We start from the raw sequence: 17,360 nt of genomic DNA, 5'->3' as shown, positions 1-17,360 counted from the left end.
ATCTTTTCTGTAACTGCGGGTTTAATATGCCTTTCCCTTTTCATCCGTTCGTACGGTTTCCTCTAAGCCCCAAAATCGGCTTCATTTCATTTATGCTTGTCAATAATTATCGGGCCCCTGCCGTACATGATTCCATCCCTTCGACAAACAATAAGCATGGATTCCAAGCTAAAGTTCGAAAGGAGGAACGCTGTATGGGTGAACAAACAGAATATGAAGAAGGCATGCGCGCTCCAAACCCAGGGGTATATGTGGAGGTTGGTGAGGCGCGGAGCTTTCATACGCAAATTCAAAATCCAAAGCGAATTAAGTTGAAAAAGGGCGATAAATTCCCTGAGACGTCCAACAAGAACCGCAAGTGGAAAAAAGAAGAGAAAGCCCGCGTCCATTAACCAATTCATTCCGTTTTACTCGGCGTGTATAAAACCGCGAATCCTGCACATAATACAATCGACGGCGAGCAAGAGAGGTGTGGTTCCGTTGGTCCAGTTAAAGGGTTCCGCGAGAAACAAACCGCAAGGAGATCTTGTTCACGACTTGTAGAAGCGTCAGATCACGAGTTAGTGAAGACCCCTCTTCCCTAATTCGTGCTTGCTAAGGCAAACATCGAATGTTTCTGTTTGTCGCTGAGAAGAGAATTTCCAATAAAGTTCGCCGTCAACCACAGGAAGGACCCAAAAGGGTCCTTCTTGCTTTTGCATAAATTTATACATAAAACAAAAAAACTCCTACGCATACGTAAGAGTTCGTCTATAGGCAATATTTAGATGATGGCGGAGAGGGTGGGATTCGAACCCACGCACGCCTTGCGACGCCTAGTTGATTTCGAGTCAACCCCCTTGGGCCTCTTGGGTACCTCTCCACAGCAAGAATGATTGTACCATGAATTCATTCCGATTGCAATAGAGAGTACCCTTCATCCCATAAATTACTTATTCTCCAGGTGGTGATTGCCCGTCCGACGCCGTATTTTCTGGTGCTAGAGCCGCCGACCGGAGCACTTTGCGCATATTCTTCTCGAACTTCGCCCGAGGCACCAACACGCTGTGTTTGCAGCCGATACATTTAATGCGGATATCCATGCCCATCCGGATAATTTCCATTTCGTTGCTCCCGCAAGGATGGTTTTTCTTCATTTGTACAATATCGCCTAATTGAAAGGATTTTCGCTCCATCACACAATCCCCCGATCTTTTCTTGAATTTTTAATTTATTCCGAATAAATTGAACCCTAGATCTCTGCATGCCCGCGTTGGTTCTCCAACTCCTCCTGCTCCAGAGCTTCTTTGGCATAAGCGTGGATCTGACGTTCCACTTCCGATCGAATGGCTGGAGGACACTCCACCGCAATTCGTATCACGTACTCGCTCGCTGTTAACGACTGAATGCCCAGCACATTCGGAATCTGAGGGATCCCCTCCTTCTCCTCTTTCAGGCGCTGCATGGCCCTTCTGAGCAGCTCTACGCTGTCCTCCAGCTTCCTTGAGTTGCTAAACGGCAAGTCGACCACCGCCAATGCGGTTCCCACGGAGTAATTCGTTACGTTCGTGATCATCCCGTTAGGGATGATGTGGACCTCTCCCGTGTAGCTCACTAACCGAGTGGAGCGCAGCCCAATCATCTCTACCGTCCCCTTCAGACTTCCGGTTTGAATGACATCACCAACAGCAAACTGATCCTCCAGAATGATAAAAAAGCCGGTAATAACATCCTTCACCAAGCTCTGGGCACCAAAACCGATCGCAAGGCCAAGAACTCCGGCACCCGCTAGCAACGGCGCCAGATCAAACCCAAGCTCCCCCATCACTAACATGACCATAATAAAATTGCTGGTGATGGTGGTGACATTCTTGAGCAGTTCACCAACCGTAACTAACCGTCGCGGGTTCATCTGCAACCGGCTCTTCTCCCTCTTCTGCAACGATCGATCGATTAAGCGGAATACGATATGAACGAACAATCGGGTGAGGGTGAAAATAATGATAATTTTGATCCCGGCATAAAGCACGTTCATCCACATATCCATATCTGTAAACCAATTCCATATCTTATCTTTCCAGGTCGTCACCGTTTCGGCAGCATCCTGGATCACTTCCGGTTCTTTTGCCAGTAACATATCTATCAATCCTTTTTGAGATTTCATCAATGTATCATCCAGGGCCGTCAAGCCCTAAAGCTTGATGCTATGATAGCCCATCCCGTCGTGGGAGTAAATCCCCCGTATCTCTACCGATTCCGAAGTGATGATCTCTTTAACTACCTCCAAATCGTTTTGGGGAAAACGAATCGACAACGCACATCCTGCGGTGATTTCTTTGGGGGTAGGAAATAAATCGATATCTACCTCAGCATACTCCAGCAGCATCTCCGCACGCAGCGCCTGCTGTGTTGAATCAAACGCCATCACCAGCCAGTCCTCTTCCATTCAGATTCCTCTCCTTTTGTCCATTAAGACTTTTGTACGAGTATATAATACGCATTTCTTCCATATACTATCTACTAAATCTATAAAGTGCAGCATGCGCACTTGATCTTCAGCGGAAAGGAAGATTCCATGTCACAGATTCAACCAACCATTCCAGGACAAGAAATTCCTTATTTAAAAATCCTTCATACCGAACCCGGCATTCATTCGGCCATCATTCACCGGTTGCTTCTGCATTTTGGACAGGTTACCCCAGGACAAGACATTGTTGTCGTTTGCATTGGAACCGATCGTTCCACCGGAGATTGCTTAGGCCCCCTGGTCGGCAGCGCGTTGGCGAAGTATCAATGCCCGTATTTTCACCTTTACGGCACACTCGATGAGCCTGTACATGCCATGAATCTAAGAGAAACCTTAGATGAAATCCACGCTCGGTTCGCTAACCCTTATATTATCAGCATTGACGCCTGCCTCGGTCAGACATCCAGCGTTGGATCCATCCAAGTGGTGCAAGGCCCCCTCCGCCCTGGAGCAGGGGTGAATAAAGAATTACCGCCGGTCGGCGATATCCATCTTACGGGCATCGTCAATGTCGGCGGCTTCATGGAATACTTCGTATTGCAAAACACACGTCTCAGTCTAGTTATGCGTCTTTCAGAGATTATATCAAAATGCTTGTATACCGCAATTAAAGAGTGGACTCAAGGGTCTATTTCCTTAGCCCGGCGAGAGCTATAGCTTCCCGTTCTTCCGGAGAAAGCGCATGCGGTGACTCCCCTTTCTCCAAGCCCTTAGCATAAACAAAAGAACCATCACGGTTATACAGGCCAGTGAGGACCACGCCATCTTGCTGATCATTAACGATCGCAATGGAGAAGCTCAGGTCGTTTCCCTTTTCACCGAAAGCATTGTAGCGTTTGATACCAATTTTAGATTTTTGCATAGGCATCCATTTTTGGATTTGTGCAAGCTGTTGCTTCTGTTCTTCCTGGACGTCTTCGATTTTGTCCTGCTGCATCTTCAAATCGATCAGCAAGGTCTCCAGATCTTGTACGCCAGTACCTTTCATCATCAGTTCGTATCTTTGCTTCATCTTGCGAAGCTTACTTCCCTGAATCAGATTCCAGATCAACATCCAAAGGATCAGGAGAACCAAACCTCCAACGATCCAGCTTAGTTGCTCAAAGATGAGATCATTCCATTCCCGCATGCGACTTTCTACTCCTCTGTGCTTGAGATCAGTTCACCATTTTATGAATTGCATCAATTAATGTTTGAAGATCTGCCTCGGTCGTCAGATAACCTACGCTGGCGCGAACCGCTCCGCCCTCCAGCGTGCCGGCAGTTTGATGGCCTAACGGTGTGCAGTGATACCCTGCACGAACCGCGATGCCATATTCCCGATCCAGCACAAACGCGACTTCCGAGGCATCCCGTCCTTCGATTGTAAACGAGACGATACCCGTTCGAGGCTGACCGATCTCCGGACCGATCAGACGAACGCCAGGAACCTTTTGCAGTTCCTTCATTAAAAACTGGGTTAACTCCCACTCGTGACGATGAATCTGTTCCACGCCACGTTCAAGCACCATTTCTACCCCAGCACCTAACCCGGCAATCCCTGGAGTATTCACAGTGCCCGCTTCATACCGGTCAGGACGAACAGACGGCTGCTCGATTTCTTCGGATTGACTGCCAGTTCCTCCATGCATCAGCGGCTCCAGGTCAATATCCGGGTGAATATATAATCCTCCTGTACCTTGAGGTCCAAGTAGCCCTTTATGCCCTGGAAAAGCAAGCAAGTCGATCCCCATCTCTTGAACGTTTACCGGATAGCACCCTGCCGTTTGCGCAGCATCCACCATTAGAATCGCTCCGTGCGCATGAGCCATCTGGCTTAAAGCTTGAACTGGCAAAATACATCCCAACAAGTTCGAGCTGTGAGAACATACAAGTAAACGTGTGTGAGGGAGAAAAAGTTTCTCCACCTGCTCCAAATCTAATCGACCGTAAGCATCCACCTCAGCATAATCTACTTCGATGCCTGCAGTCCGCTTCAAAAACTCAAGAGGACGTCTTACCGAATTATGTTCAACGGTGGTCGCCACCACATGATCCCCAGGTTTTAGCCAACCTTTAATGGCTAAATTCAAAGCCGAAGTTGTGCTGGAGGTAAACACAATATCATTGGGATTGGAGACTCCAAATAGCTGGGCCAGCTTGACACGTGTTTTGTACAACACCCTTCCTGCTTGGAGCGCCATCCCATGATTCCCTCGTCCTGCATTAGCAGCTGGTCCGTTTAGTATTTCCAACATCACCTCTCCTACCCTAGGAGGTTTTGGCCAAGATGTAGCTGCATGATCCAAATAGATAACGGATTTCTTCTCGCGCAAACATATTCCCCTCCTTAGGATATAGGTGCAAGTTTGGACTAGAGCTTCAGCTCCATCATCCGTTCCAGTTCAATCGAATACCAGACCAAGAAATGACATACCCTCCTTCTGTAGCCCCCACTTTAGGAGCTATCCAAAAGTTGGATATGTCATTTCATTTATCCCGAAGTCAACATATCAAGCAGCCGTTGCAAATCCTGCTGGCTGTAATAGTTAATTTCGATTTTACCCTTGTCTTTATTTGCTTTAATTTTGACTGTCGTCTTATATCGTTCACGCAGACTCTCTTCTACTTCTTCGATATAGGGGTCGCGTTTCTTCCCAGCCGGTTTTGGTTTTTCCTGCTTTTTGCGATCCAGTTGTTGCACCGCATTTTCCAGATCACGAACGCTCCATTCATGATCGATACATTGCTGGGCCAACTGCTTAATCGTATCTGGATCCTTCAACCCAACCAAAGCTCGGGCATGTCCCATCGATAATGTTCCACGTGAAACACATTCCTTCACTTCATCCGGCAAGGAAAGCAACCGCAAAAAATTCGCGATATGAGAACGAGACTTTCCTACCTTCAACGAAAGCTCTTCCTGTGTTAGCTGGAATTGATCCATCAACCCTTGGTACGCAACCGCTACTTCCATCGCGTTTAGATTTTCCCGCTGCAGGTTCTCGATGAGTGCAATTTCCATGACCTGTTGATCTGAAAAACTCCGAACAACGGCCGGGATGGTTGCATTACCGCAGTATTGCGATGCACGGAACCGGCGCTCCCCTGCGATAATTTCATAACCTTTGAGTACGCTGCGTACAATAATCGGTTGAATAACCCCATGTTGCCGAATCGATTCGGCCAACTCCCGTATAGCCTCCTCATCAAAGGTCTTGCGTGGTTGATACGGGTTGGCACGAAGTTGGTTAAGTGGGATCTCTATAACCTTATCATCATCCTGAATAGACAGTGCCGGGATCAGAGCATCCAATCCTTTGCCCAATCGTTTACTCATAAGATACCACTTCCTTTGCCAACTCAAGATATACTTCCGCACCCTTCGAACGAGGGTCATACGTAATAATGGATTGACCATGGGACGGCGCTTCACTTAAACGCACATTACGTGGAATCACAGTTTTATAGACCTTCTGCTGGAAGTACTTCTTAACCTCTTCAATGACTTGAATACCCAGATTTGTCCGGGCATCAAACATCGTTAGTAAGACCCCTTCTATTTGCAGCGAGGTATTTAAATGCTTTTGAACCAATCTCACCGTGTTTAATAGTTGGCTAAGTCCTTCCAAAGCGTAATATTCGCACTGAATAGGAATGAGAACGGAATCAGCGGCGGTCAAGGAGTTAATGGTAAGAATTCCTAGCGAAGGCGGGCAATCAATCAAAATATAATCATATAAGTTCCGAATCGGTTGTAACGATTTCTTAAGTCTCACTTCGCGCGAAATGGTGGGAACCAATTCGATTTCAGCCCCAGCGAGTTGAATCGTAGCCGGGATGATATGCAAATTTTCAATCTCCGTATGTTCAATTGCATCTTTTGGATGAACCTCATTAATCAGCACATCATAAATGCAATTCGCAACATCCGCTTTATTAATGCCAACACCACTTGTCGTATTCCCTTGGGGGTCAATATCGATCAGCAGTACTTTCTTTCCGATGGCAGCTAATCCCGCTCCCAAATTTACAGAAGTCGTCGTCTTACCGACGCCCCCTTTTTGGTTCGCTATGGCGATGATTTTAGACAATCCAGTTCACCTCAATATAATAGAAGAATCTCTTTGTAGTACTCATGTACGCATTCTAGGCTGCAGCTACAAAAAGACCTATAGCAATGCGTGGTGAATACACCTGCCGGTCGATATCGAGAGATGAGCAGCTATGAACCGATATATCCATCCCATGTACATAAGGATAATCATTATCCACATGTGTATAGATAGTTCAGCAATCGCATGTTCACAACCATTCAAGAAAGACCGAAAAAGAAGCTGACCAGAACCTCGCGGTTAGGGTCAGCGAGCGAGTTTATGAACGTTTCGGGATCTGAATCACAATTTCATAATGATCCTCATGATCCTTCTCTTCCGTTTTAATTTGCAAACCCGAACCTGTAACCATATCAATCGACTGACGAATCGTATTAAGAGCCAATCGAACATCCTTGGTAAAGGAGATTCGTCTCGAAGGAGACTTTTTGTTTTTAGCTACTTCCTTATAAAAGGCAATGCGGGCTTCTGTCTGTTTTACATTCAGCTCTTTGCTGATGATTTCACCCAACACCTTCAGTTGCAGCTCTTCCGAGTCCAAGGATAACAAAGCACGCGCATGACGCTCTGTAATCTTCCGTTCCATCAGCGCATTCTTTACCTCATCTGGAAGCTGAAGCAGCCTGATCTTATTGGCGATCGTGGATTGGCTCTTCCCAAGACGTTGAGCCAAGCTCTCTTGCGTCAATTGATGCAAATCGATCAAGTTTTGGTAAGCCATCGCCTCCTCAATCGAAGTCAGCCCTTCCCGTTGGAGGTTCTCGATCAAAGCAATAGACGCGGCTTGCGAATCATTGAAATCGCGCAAGATCGCAGGAATGGACTCTAGACCCAGCTTTTTGACGGCACGCCAGCGACGCTCTCCGGCAATGATCTCATACTTATCATTCCGATACCGTACGACAATTGGTTGAATCACGCCATGAGTACGGATCGTTTGGCAGAGTTCATCGATTTTCTCGTCGTCAAAGATCGTCCGCGGCTGATAAGGACTGCCGACAATTTCCCCCACCGGAATTTGTCTCACTTCATCTCCGCTATTTCGTTCGGTTAGCCCAAACAATTTAGAAAATTGTTCTTTCATTCCGTCGATTACCACCTAATTTCAAAGTGACATAAGGCTAAGCCTTACGGATCATCCCCGTGGGATGACATTGCTCTAAACGAAATGCACGTTCGTTAAGGGTTTGTCCACCAAGATAACCGTGGCCTCGGAACGTCCATCCAACCCTCAACCAACCCGATATATCTATTCTACCACTTTTTCCTCTATAATCCTATTCTCTAATTTAGAGAAGTTATAGAAAAGAAGTAAGATTTGCCTGCAAACGGACAAAAAGCCCCCTTAGCGATGTTTCACGTGGAACATTTTGCTAAGGGGGAAATTACTATGGTTGTTTAAACCAACGGCATTTTCGCTGGAATTCCCGCTTTTCGCGGATATTTTTGGGGCGTAGGGGCTGTTTTTTGAATCAGCACCAAATGGCGTTCGGAGTTTTCCAACGGGAGAGAAAATGCCGGTGTGCTGACCCATTTCCCTTTCAGCTCGGATAAACTACGGGCCGCTTCCTTCACTTCATCCTCCGGATTACTCCCCTTCATGGCTACAAATAATCCACCTGGCTTCACAAACGGTAAACAAAACTCGTTAAGTATCGCCATTCGGGCAACAGCCCGGGCTGTAACCAAATCGAAAGCGTCACGAAGATCTTCCTGGCGTCCCAAATCCTCTGCACGTCCATGAAGCAGACGCACCTGGTTCAACCCTAATTCATTCACCACATGCTGCAAGAACTGAATCCGTTTGTTTAACGAATCCACGATCGTGAGCTGTAAATACGGAAAACAAATTTTCAGGGGAATGCCGGGGAAACCTGCTCCGGATCCAATATCCGCCATGGACTCGATCTCCCCCATCGGGACATGAAAAGCCAGGCTAATCGAATCATAAAAATGCTTGATATAGACCTGCTCCCGTTCGGTGATCCCGGTGAGGTTCATTTTTTCGTTCCAAGAGACCAATTCTTCATAATAACGTTCAAATTGCTTGAGCTGCTCCTCCGACACCTCAATGCCATGTTCCTGTAGCAGCGAGCAAAACTGGGCTTGTATCGAATCCAATGGTTACCCTCCCGCAGCCGTGACCCGGTTATAGTGCTCCAAATACACCAACAAGATGGAGATATCCGCAGGCGTAACCCCCGAAATCCGCGAGGCTTGCCCGATGGAGATCGGACGGATTTTGGACAGCTTTTGCCGCGCCTCGATGGCCAGGCCTTGAATATCGTCATAGTTGATATTTTCAGGGATCTTTTTCTTTTCCATTTTTTGTAATCTTTCAACGTGGATCAATTGCTTCTCAATATAACCGGCGTACTTGATTTGGATTTCAACTTGCTCTTGCATTTCTTCATCGAGCTCAACCTCAGATGGAGAAATCGAAGCGATATGCGCATACGTCACTTCCGGACGCCGCAAAATCGTCAGCAAATTGCTTCCGTCCTGAATCGGAGCGGAACCAATCGACTCCAGCAGCGGATTAATTTCAGCCGGGCGAATCTTTGTCGTCTTCAACCGTTCAATCTCCTGCTCGACCTTCTGCTTCTTATCCAAAAACCGGGCATACCGCTCTTCCGAAATCAATCCAATTTCATACCCAAGCGGGGTCAAGCGCAAATCTGCGTTATCGTGACGGAGGAGCAACCGGTATTCCGCCCGTGAAGTCAGCAAACGGTACGGCTCGTTAGTTCCCTTGGTTACCAGGTCGTCGATCAAGACACCAATGTAGCCTTGCGAGCGGTCAAGCACAATCGGCTCTTTGCCTTGCACCTTACGCGCGGCATTAATCCCGGCCATGATGCCTTGTCCCGCCGCTTCCTCATAACCGGACGTACCGTTGATTTGCCCCGCCGTGAATAGACCCGGCAATCGCTTCGTCTCCAGCGAAGGCCACAGCTGGGTTGGCACGACCGCATCGTATTCAATTGCATAGCCGGTCCGCATCATTTGCACATTTTGCAAGCCAGGAACCGAACGCAGCATCTGCAACTGTACCTCTTCCGGCATGCTGGTGGAGAAGCCTTGCACGTAATATTCGGACGTATTTTTGCCTTCCGGTTCCAAGAAAATCTGATGCTTCGGCTTATCGCTGAACCGTACGATTTTGTCCTCGATGGAAGGACAGTACCGCGGACCCGTACCTTCGATGACACCCGAGAACATCGGTGCACGATGCAGGTTATCCGTAATAATCTTGTGGGTTTCCTCGGAGGTATACGTCAGCCAGCAAGGCAACTGCTCATTGTCCGAACTCTTTGTCTCATAGGAAAAAAACTTCGGCTTCTCATCCCCCGGCTGAATCTCCGTTTGCGAGAAATCAATCGAATCCTTATGGACCCGCGGCGGCGTCCCCGTCTTGAAGCGAACGAGCTCGAAGCCCAGCTCCTTCAAGTTTTGCGCCAAACGCACCGATGGCTGCTGATTGTTTGGACCACTTTCATACATCAGCTCGCCCATGATGATTTTCCCGCGCAAATACGTACCGGTTGTCAGCACCACCGCTTTCGCCCGATATTCTGCCCCGGTCTTCGTAATGACGCCCACGCACTGGCCGTCCTCTACGATCAGCTCCTCCACCATCCCTTGGAGCATCGTCAGATTCGGCTCCTTCTCCAGCGTTTCCTTCATCGCGTGCTGGTACAAGAATTTATCCGCCTGCGCGCGCAGCGCATGAACGGCCGGACCTTTCCCGGTATTCAACATCCGCATTTGGATGAACGTCTTGTCGATGTTACGGCCCATTTCGCCGCCCAGTGCATCAATCTCACGGACGACATGGCCTTTTGCCGGACCTCCAATCGAAGGATTGCACGGCATGAAAGCAACCATATCCAAATTAATCGTGACCATCAGCGTACGACAGCCCATCCGCGCTGCAGCCAATGCCGCCTCACAGCCCGCGTGCCCTGCGCCAACCACGATCACCTCATAATTTCCGGCAGCGTAACCCATCTATCGTCAACCTCCTTTACCTTACACCATTCAAACGCTATCCGTATCATCATACCATGAACAGGCGCTGCTGATACGAAAGCCTCCTTATTTCCCCAAACAAAATTGCGAAAAAATCTGATCAATCAACGCATCCGGCGCCGAATCCCCAATCACTTCACCTAATTGCTCCCAAGCCAGCCGAACATCGATCTGCAAAATATCGATCGGGATGCCGCTGTCCGCCGCTTCATAAGCGTCCGCCAGCGACTGCTTGGCCTTCTTCAGCAAAGCGATATGCCGCACGTTGCTGACATACGTCAGATCGTTGGACTCCAGCTCCCCGCCAAAGAACATCCGGGCAATGGCGTCCTCCAGATGATCCAGCCCTTCCTCCGTTTTGACCGACAATTCGACGATCGATTCCTCGGGAAAATAACGCCGGACCACCTCCCGATCCAACTGCTGCGGTAAATCAATCTTATTTAAAAGCACGATCGTGGACCGCCCCTTCAGTTGCTCCATTAAGGCGATCTCGTCCTCATGCAGCGCTTCGGCACTGTTGAGGACGAGCAGAATCAGGTCCGCTTCGCTCACTGCCGCTTTGGAGCGCTCCACGCCGATCTGCTCGACGACGTCCATCGTCTCGCGGATCCCCGCCGTGTCGAGCAGCTTCAGCGGGATATTATTGATCGTCACATATTCTTCGATCACGTCCCGGGTTGTGCCCGGGATGTCGGTGACGATCGCTTTATTTTCGCGAGCCAGGGCGTTCATCAGCGAGGATTTGCCGACATTCGGGCGGCCAACGATCGCCGTCGTAATCCCCTCGCGTAGAATCTTGCCCTGATTCGCCGTCTTCAGCAGCGCGTCGATGCCTTCCGACACCTCCGCGCACTTCTCCTTGATAAATGCCATCGTCATCGATTCCACATCATGCTCCGGATAATCGATATTCACCTCAATATGCGCCAGCGTCTCAATTAACGTGTGACGCAGCTTGCTGATTTGGCGCGACAGCTGGCCTTCGACCTGCTTTAGCGCCACGGAGAACGCCCGATCCGACTTGGAGCGGATCAGGTCGATGACCGCCTCCGCCTGCGACAGGTCGATCCGCCCGTTCAGGAACGCGCGTTTCGTGAACTCGCCCGGCTCGGCGAGGCGAATGCCGCGCTGCTGGAGCAGCAGGTCCATCACGCGTTTGACGGAGATGATCCCGCCGTGCGTACTAATCTCCACCACGTCTTCCGTGGTGAAGGAGCGCGGCGCGCGAAAGACGCTGACGAGCACCTCTTCCAGCTTCTCGCCCGTCGCCGGGTCCACGATAAAGCCATAGTGTACCGTATGGCTTTCCGCCTCCGGCAGCGCCGTCTTGGAGCGGAACAACCGCCCCACTTCGGAGATCGCCTCCGGCCCGCTGACGCGGATCACGGCGATGCCGCTTTCGCCCACCGCCGTCGATATCGCAGCAATTGTATCACTAAGCATTGGTTTCACCTCGCATGATAAATATCAAAACTATTCGTGAATTTCATAGCTCCGCTGGTCGTATGATCCTACGATCGAGGTTGCCATTGGATTGTTCTGAATAGAGAACACCCTACAAGGCTACAATCCAATAGCAAAGGCGACCACTACGTTTCTTCATACGCCCCATTCCGCTCCCAATTCACTCACCATCCAGCATCCCGCCCACATATTTCTGCTCTAACGTGAGCACATCTCCGCAGGAGACAGCGCCTCCTTGCTCGTAGTCTCTCCTAAACCGCCTGCGTCTCTTCACGCTCCCCTTCGTAGCATTCGCCCTCAAACTGGAGGAGATCTAAAAGTAGAGGCGGGCCCCGAAGGGGCGAGAAGCGACTCACACAGCCTCTGCCACACGGGTGAGCCGAAAGCAGTAGTCATGAGCAGCACGGTTTTCCAGGTAGCCCGGGTGCTCCCCAAGTAAGACGTACCTGAAGGGGGGAAAAGCGTTCCTTGCACCAACGTAGAACGCATCCCCGAAGGGGACAGCGAGCAGGAGCGACTCATTACCTCCAACGTTCTTCTCCTTTGCGGGAGAGGGCGGCAAGCCCTCGGGCGCCCTCCCTTACGGTAAGGGAGGGGTGGGGAGGGTTGAGTCCGGTAAGGGAGGCTCCCCTGGGGAGGGGCGAATCCAATATAAAAAAATGACGTCCCCCAGCTTACGCCGAGCAAACGTCATTGCGTCTCATTCATTTGCTGTGCTTCAGAGTAATAACGACCCTCCGGTTGGGCTCTTCACCTTTACTATAAGTTTTGACCTCCGGGTGATCCTGAAGTTTGGAATGAATCACTTTGCGCTCCTGCGGCGACATCGGCTCGAGCGTAACCTCTTTACGCGTTCGAACGACCCGTCCGGCCAATCTGACGGCAAGGTCCTCCAGCGTTTTCTTCCGGCGTTCCCGGAAGTTCTCGGCATCGAGGACGATACGAATAAAGCTGTCCGAATAACGATTAGCGATGATATTCGCCAAATATTGCAGAGCGTCGAGGGTTTGTCCTCTGCGCCCAATCATTAAACCTAAATCCTGGCCCGAAATGTTAAGCACGGTATGGTCTTTGCTATGGGAGACTTCGACTTTGACATCCAAGCCCATATTCTCCCCGACCTCCCGAATGAATGACGCCGCCTCCGCATAGGGATCCTTCTCGCCGCCCGCACTCTTCTCCTCCACCACGGAAGCAGATGAGTGAGGCACCGAAGGGGTCCTATTTGAGGAAGGTACTGATGCAGGTGCAGGTGTAGGTGGTTCAAGCAAAGTCAGCTCAACCTTCGCTTCCCTCACCCCAATCAGCCCCAGGAATCCTTTTGACGGCTGCTCTAACACGTTCACGGCGACTTTATCCTCGGTGGTGCCGAGCTTGGCCAATCCTTGTTTAACAGCATCTTCAATGGTTTTTCCCGACGTCACAATTTTATTCATTTCGATTTTTTGGCCTCCTTGGCACCTCTACCGGGATGACCGGCTTTTAGATTGGAGCCGCCCCGCTTCTTCCCTGAACTGGAAGAAGAACCGCTGCCTCCGCCTGCCGTAGCGGCAGCTGCGGACAAAGCTGGATCTTTCTTGCGGTAGATAAAGTAGTTTTGCGCGATCGTATACAGGTTACTGAAGATCCAGTACAACGGCAACGCAGCGGCGAAATTGTACGCCATCACAAAAATCAAAATCGGATAGACCCACATCATAAACGCCATCGGGCCTTGCATCCCTTGCGGGTTCATGCTCGACATCATCTTCGTTTGAATGAATGTCGTAATGGCAGCGATCGCTGGCAGGATGAACAATTTGTCAGGCTCCCCGAGCTGCAGCCACAAGAAGGAATGCTCCCGGATCGCCGAGTTGTAATAAATCGAGTTATACAGCGCAATGAACACCGGCATTTGAATGAGCAGCGGGAAACAACCCGCCATCGGATTCACCTTGTGTTCCTGAAAGAGCTTCATCGTCTCCTGCTGCTGCTTCTCTGGATTATCCTTATATTGCTCCCGGATTTTCTGGAGCTGCGGCTGAATGGCCTGCATCGCCTTGGAGCTCTTTACCTGCTTCAATGTGAGCGGGAGAATCAAAGTCCTCACGATCAGCACCATAATCAAAATCGCGATGCCATAAGCCCCGTTAAACCATTCTGCAAACGTATCCAACGCGAGCGAGAAATAGTAAACCACATTGGAGGTCCACCATGATCCGTTTGTCCTCATATCAGCCGTCGTGGTTGCCTGATGTGCATTCTGAGGCGCACAGCCTGCGAGAACCGCAACCATCACGGCCGCCAGAAGGAGAAGAAGCCATATTCTTCGGTTAGTCATCAATCGCGACACTTCAAAACCCCTCTCTTAACCTATCCATTCACCGTAAATCATAACATATTTGAAGAGACAAAGAAACAAGCCTGCCTAACGCCCGGAATCCCGCAGCAGCGAAGCTTTCCGCAGCACATGGAGCACGCTTTTTTCGAGGTCCTTATATTCCATTCCGACGGCCCCGTTCCGCACGATCAAGATCAGGTCGACATGGTCGCGAATCTCCGCTTCATGCAGCCGGACGATCTCCTTCAACATCCGCCGCATCCGGTTGCGAACGACGGCATTTCCGATTTTTTTACTGGCCGAAACCCCCAGCCGAAAACGTTCAATCTCCGGTTTATTCGACCAGTACACCACCAGTTGGCGATTCGCAAAGGATTTGCCAAACCGGTAGATCCGGTTAAAATCGGCGCGGTTTCTCAAACGAAGTTGTTTATGCACGAGCTATCTCCTTGATTCAAACTTCTACTAAGAGGTGGTTAAAAAATCAGCTGCGGCTCTACGATCACCTGATTTTCTAACAAATAGTATAGACCAAACATCGCCGCAACGATCGCACAAAGATCGAAATATAAAAAAAAAGACCACCGAGGTGGTCCTTACGCACGCTTTACGCACTCAGTACTTTTCTGCCTTTGAGACGACGAGCAGCGAGAACCTTGCGGCCGTTTTTCGTGCTCATTCTTTTACGGAAACCGTGAACCTTTTTACGTTTGCTCACATTCGGTTTGAAAGTTGGTTTCATCTATCGCACCCCCTTACAGGAATATCATCATTATCTTTATGTTACCCATTTTCATATCCACAGAAAATGCCTTCATACATTTAACCATACCGCCTGGGAAAAGTCAACCGAACTTCCCCCTTCCTCCATTCTCCTTTTCCGTTATACACAATCCACAGCTTCCGTTTTGGGACCTCAACGTCCCCAGTTTTCCACAGGCTTGCCCGAGAATCACTTCGTATAGAAGTTATGCACATGTGGAAAAGTAGTTTCAACTTGATCGGACATCTTTTCACCAAAGCGCTTTCATTTTTGTAGTTTACAGCCGAATCGAATCGGAGTATAGTCAAATTGTAAGTTGTATACAAGTATACAATAATGATAGCGAGGTGTTTTATAGATGAAATTAGGCATGGTTGGGCTTGGAAAAATGGGCTTCCATCTCGTTCTAAATCTGCTGGAGCATGGACATGACGTGGTCGCCTACGATATGAATTCCCAATCCGTAACAAACGCAGCGGAGAAAGGCGCGGTTCCCGCCGCCAGCCTGAAGGAGCTCGTCAAATCATTGGAAGCACCGCGGGTCGTTTGGGTCATGGTTCCGGCCGGTCCCCCGCTGCGATCGGTTGTCGATCAGCTAACCCCGTTGCTGGAAGCGGGCGACGTCCTTATCGACGGAGGAAATTCCCATTACAAAAATTCGCTGGAACTCGCTCAGCAACTGGCGGAGCATGGGATTCGCTTCCTGGATGTCGGAACTTCCGGCGGTGTGGAAGGTGCGCAGCAAGGCGGCTGCTTTATGATTGGCGGCGAGGAAGAAGCCTTCCGTCTGGTTGAGCCCATCTTCCAGGATATCGCCGTATCTGGCGGTTATCTGTATACGGGTCCGTCCGGCAGCGGCCATTTCCTCAAAATGGTCCATAACGGAATCGAGTACGGCATGATGCAAGCAATCGCCGAAGGTTTCGAGTTGCTTGACAAAAGCCAGTACAACTACGATTTCGAGCAGGTCGCCCGGGTATGGTCGAACGGTTCGGTCATCCGCAGCTGGTTGATGGATCTGACGCAGAACGCTTTTGCCAAGGATCCGAAGCTGGAAGGCATTCGCGGCGTGATGCACTCCTCCGGTGAAGGCAAATGGACGGTAGAGACCGCGCTGGATTTGCAAGCGAACGCGCCGGTGATCGCCATGTCGCTATTTATGCGATACCGTTCACTCCAGGAGGACACTTTCCATGGCAAGGTTGTTGCAGCGCTGCGCAACGAATTTGGCGGCCACGCGGTTGAATCAGCGAAATAACTGCTGAAAAATTGCCGAAACCTAGCGCGAGTTTCCCCCATCTTTACGATTTTCATGCTATGATCGAAGTATTTAAAACTTCACGATCATTAAGCGGGATCATATCCCTTGGATAGGAGAAATATCGCATGCAATACCCTTCTTCTTGGTTAAAAGGCAGCTCGCTTGGCGAATCGATCGCAGCGGAGCTTCGCCTGCAGATCATTAACGGTACGATCAAACCGGGCACCGTTCTGTCAGAGAACCGCATTGCCGCGGATTTCGGCACGAGCCGTTCCCCGGTTCGCGAAGCGCTGAAAACGCTCTCTAGTGAAGGGCTGATCAGCCTCCAACGCATGGGGGTGGTGGTGAATGGCCTTTGCCTGAAGGACGTCGACGAATTGTACGATGTTCGTTATTTGATCGAAAGCTTCGCCTCGCAGCGGGTGGCGGAGAATCCGGAAGCGCTGCTCGCCCCGCTCGCACAAATCATCGATAAAATGGAACTGGCCGGCAAACACCGGGATATCGCGGAATTTGCCTACCAGGATCTCTGTTTTCACGAGACAATTATCGCTGGAGCTAACCATACGCGCATCATGCATCTATGGACCAGCATCCGCCATATTGTTATGACGGTGATGCTGATTACGACGCGAGAGGTGTTGTCGCAAAGCGATGACAAAATTAACTATGTTATCGGCAAGCATCGCAAGCTGCTGCAAGGCTTGGAATCGCGTGACCCCGGGATTATCGCGCGGAACGTGGAAGAGTACTTCGCCGACTCCCACCGCACGCTGCATACGAGCCTTCCTCAATAACTAACAGAAGCGGCCTATCGGCCCTTTGCACCGGATTTATTGTCGACAAGTATACAATAATCAAATTCTGTTGGTTTTGATCATAATAAGAACAATTTCCAGCATGATCATTTATGAAAG

The 17,360-nt window shown here is 49.7% G+C and carries 19 protein-coding genes and 1 tRNA gene; 4 read left to right on the top strand and 16 right to left on the bottom strand.

The window, feature by feature from the left end; translation table 11 throughout:
• Positions 1 to 194: 194 nt before the first annotated feature.
• On the top strand, positions 195 to 392 hold the full coding sequence (locus M3G15_RS17040; protein WP_009223357.1) for a YjzC family protein: 198 nt from the start codon (positions 195 to 197) through the stop codon (positions 390 to 392).
• A 379-nt stretch (positions 393 to 771) separates the two neighbouring features.
• Here M3G15_RS17040 and M3G15_RS17035 read toward each other — a convergent pair.
• The 4 genes from M3G15_RS17035 to M3G15_RS17020 form a co-directional block, all read right to left on the bottom strand.
• Positions 772 to 862 (bottom strand) — tRNA-Ser (locus M3G15_RS17035).
• Between the two features lie 70 nt (positions 863 to 932).
• Complete coding sequence (locus M3G15_RS17030; protein WP_036644074.1) at positions 933 to 1,175, bottom strand: DUF951 domain-containing protein; 243 nt, start codon at positions 1,173 to 1,175, stop codon at positions 933 to 935.
• Between the two features lie 56 nt (positions 1,176 to 1,231).
• A complete protein-coding gene (locus M3G15_RS17025; RefSeq protein ID WP_260071561.1) occupies positions 1,232 to 2,116 on the bottom strand; it encodes a mechanosensitive ion channel family protein in 885 nt (294 codons plus the stop codon).
• Positions 2,117 to 2,170: 54 nt separating this feature from the next.
• Positions 2,171 to 2,425 (bottom strand): putative Se/S carrier protein, encoded by a 255-nt coding sequence (locus M3G15_RS17020; protein WP_009223354.1) that lies wholly within the window; start codon positions 2,423 to 2,425, stop codon positions 2,171 to 2,173.
• Between the two features lie 129 nt (positions 2,426 to 2,554).
• Here M3G15_RS17020 and yyaC point away from each other — a divergent pair, with 129 nt between their 5' ends.
• Positions 2,555 to 3,163, top strand: a complete 609-nt coding sequence (gene yyaC / locus M3G15_RS17015) for a spore protease YyaC (RefSeq protein WP_009223353.1) — start codon at positions 2,555 to 2,557, stop codon at positions 3,161 to 3,163.
• Here yyaC and M3G15_RS17010 read toward each other — a convergent pair.
• The 12 genes from M3G15_RS17010 to rpmH all read right to left on the bottom strand — a co-directional run bounded on the left by M3G15_RS17010 (position 3,135) and on the right by rpmH (position 15,161).
• On the bottom strand, positions 3,135 to 3,635 hold the full coding sequence (locus M3G15_RS17010; protein ID WP_009223352.1) for a DUF4446 family protein: 501 nt from the start codon (positions 3,633 to 3,635) through the stop codon (positions 3,135 to 3,137). The two genes, yyaC and M3G15_RS17010, sit on opposite strands and share 29 nt — an antisense overlap.
• Before the next feature lie 28 nt (positions 3,636 to 3,663).
• On the bottom strand, positions 3,664 to 4,821 hold the full coding sequence (locus tag M3G15_RS17005; protein ID WP_260071560.1) for an aminotransferase class V-fold PLP-dependent enzyme: 1,158 nt from the start codon (positions 4,819 to 4,821) through the stop codon (positions 3,664 to 3,666).
• A gap of 158 nt (positions 4,822 to 4,979) precedes the next feature.
• Entirely contained in the window at positions 4,980 to 5,825 is an 846-nt protein-coding gene (locus M3G15_RS17000) for a ParB/RepB/Spo0J family partition protein (protein WP_009223350.1), read from the bottom strand.
• A complete protein-coding gene (locus M3G15_RS16995; protein WP_016314582.1) occupies positions 5,818 to 6,579 on the bottom strand; it encodes a ParA family protein in 762 nt (253 codons plus the stop codon). The genes M3G15_RS17000 and M3G15_RS16995 overlap by 8 nt, the downstream gene beginning before the upstream one ends.
• A 280-nt stretch (positions 6,580 to 6,859) precedes the next feature.
• On the bottom strand, positions 6,860 to 7,684 hold the full coding sequence (noc, locus tag M3G15_RS16990; RefSeq protein WP_016314583.1) for a nucleoid occlusion protein: 825 nt from the start codon (positions 7,682 to 7,684) through the stop codon (positions 6,860 to 6,862).
• Between the two features lie 314 nt (positions 7,685 to 7,998).
• Positions 7,999 to 8,721, bottom strand: coding sequence for a 16S rRNA (guanine(527)-N(7))-methyltransferase RsmG (gene rsmG / locus M3G15_RS16985; RefSeq protein WP_260071559.1), 723 nt, complete (start codon positions 8,719 to 8,721; stop codon positions 7,999 to 8,001).
• Positions 8,722 to 8,724: 3 nt separating this feature from the next.
• Positions 8,725 to 10,611: a tRNA uridine-5-carboxymethylaminomethyl(34) synthesis enzyme MnmG gene (gene mnmG, locus M3G15_RS16980; RefSeq protein WP_260071558.1), complete on the bottom strand. Its 1,887-nt coding sequence runs from the start codon at positions 10,609 to 10,611 to the stop codon at positions 8,725 to 8,727.
• Positions 10,612 to 10,698: 87 nt separating this feature from the next.
• Positions 10,699 to 12,078, bottom strand: coding sequence for a tRNA uridine-5-carboxymethylaminomethyl(34) synthesis GTPase MnmE (gene mnmE, locus M3G15_RS16975; RefSeq protein WP_009223345.1), 1,380 nt, complete (start codon positions 12,076 to 12,078; stop codon positions 10,699 to 10,701).
• 725 nt (positions 12,079 to 12,803) lie between these two features.
• Positions 12,804 to 13,535 carry an RNA-binding cell elongation regulator Jag/EloR gene (gene jag / locus M3G15_RS16970; RefSeq protein WP_260071557.1) on the bottom strand — a complete coding sequence of 244 codons (732 nt, stop codon included), beginning with the start codon at positions 13,533 to 13,535 and terminating at the stop codon, positions 12,804 to 12,806.
• Positions 13,532 to 14,431, bottom strand: a complete 900-nt coding sequence (locus M3G15_RS16965) for a YidC/Oxa1 family membrane protein insertase (RefSeq protein WP_036644066.1) — start codon at positions 14,429 to 14,431, stop codon at positions 13,532 to 13,534. The genes jag and M3G15_RS16965 overlap by 4 nt, the downstream gene beginning before the upstream one ends.
• 75 nt (positions 14,432 to 14,506) lie before the next feature.
• A complete protein-coding gene (gene rnpA / locus M3G15_RS16960) occupies positions 14,507 to 14,857 on the bottom strand; it encodes a ribonuclease P protein component (protein WP_009223342.1) in 351 nt (116 codons plus the stop codon).
• Between the two features lie 169 nt (positions 14,858 to 15,026).
• Positions 15,027 to 15,161: a 50S ribosomal protein L34 gene (gene rpmH, locus M3G15_RS16955; RefSeq protein ID WP_009223341.1), complete on the bottom strand. Its 135-nt coding sequence runs from the start codon at positions 15,159 to 15,161 to the stop codon at positions 15,027 to 15,029.
• A 379-nt stretch (positions 15,162 to 15,540) separates the two neighbouring features.
• Between rpmH and gnd the strand changes: the two genes are divergently transcribed.
• Both gnd and M3G15_RS16945 read left to right on the top strand, forming a co-directional pair.
• The gene (gnd, locus tag M3G15_RS16950; protein WP_260071556.1) at positions 15,541 to 16,440 is read left to right on the top strand and encodes a phosphogluconate dehydrogenase (NAD(+)-dependent, decarboxylating); all 900 of its coding nucleotides are present in this window, start codon (positions 15,541 to 15,543) and stop codon (positions 16,438 to 16,440) included.
• 128 nt (positions 16,441 to 16,568) lie between these two features.
• On the top strand, positions 16,569 to 17,240 hold the full coding sequence (locus M3G15_RS16945; protein WP_009223339.1) for a GntR family transcriptional regulator: 672 nt from the start codon (positions 16,569 to 16,571) through the stop codon (positions 17,238 to 17,240).
• The last annotated feature ends 120 nt before the right edge of the window (positions 17,241 to 17,360 follow it).

It is taken from the genome of Paenibacillus sp. p3-SID1389 (assembly GCF_025151705.1).
GTDB lineage: Bacteria > Bacillota > Bacilli > Paenibacillales > Paenibacillaceae > Fontibacillus > Fontibacillus phoenicis.
This window is presented reverse-complemented; position numbering and strand designations above follow the sequence as displayed.